At 39.5% G+C, this 228-nt stretch carries 2 tRNA genes; both read left to right on the forward strand.

Annotated elements, in window-relative coordinates:
• The first annotated feature begins 1 nt into the window (after position 1).
• Positions 2-77: transfer RNA gene (locus JFU56_RS22835), tRNA-Asn, on the forward strand.
• Positions 78-152: 75 nt separating this feature from the next.
• Positions 153-228: transfer RNA gene (locus JFU56_RS22840), tRNA-Asn, on the forward strand.

The raw sequence follows: 228 nt of genomic DNA on the forward strand, positions 1-228 counted from the left end.
TTCCCCTTTAGTTCAGTTGGTAGAACGGTGGACTGTTAATCCATATGTCGCTAGTTCAAGTCTAGCAAGGGGAGCCACATTCAATAATATATTGAAATGGCTTTTAAAAGTACGTTACAGTATATTAGCTTCATTAGAAGCACACAATTTGTTCCCTTTTAGTTCAGTTGGTAGAACGGTGGACTGTTAATCCATATGTCGCTAGTTCAAGTCTAGCAAAGGGAGCCA

The sequence above is a fragment of the Moritella sp. F3 genome (assembly GCF_015082335.1).
GTDB lineage: Bacteria > Pseudomonadota > Gammaproteobacteria > Enterobacterales > Moritellaceae > Moritella.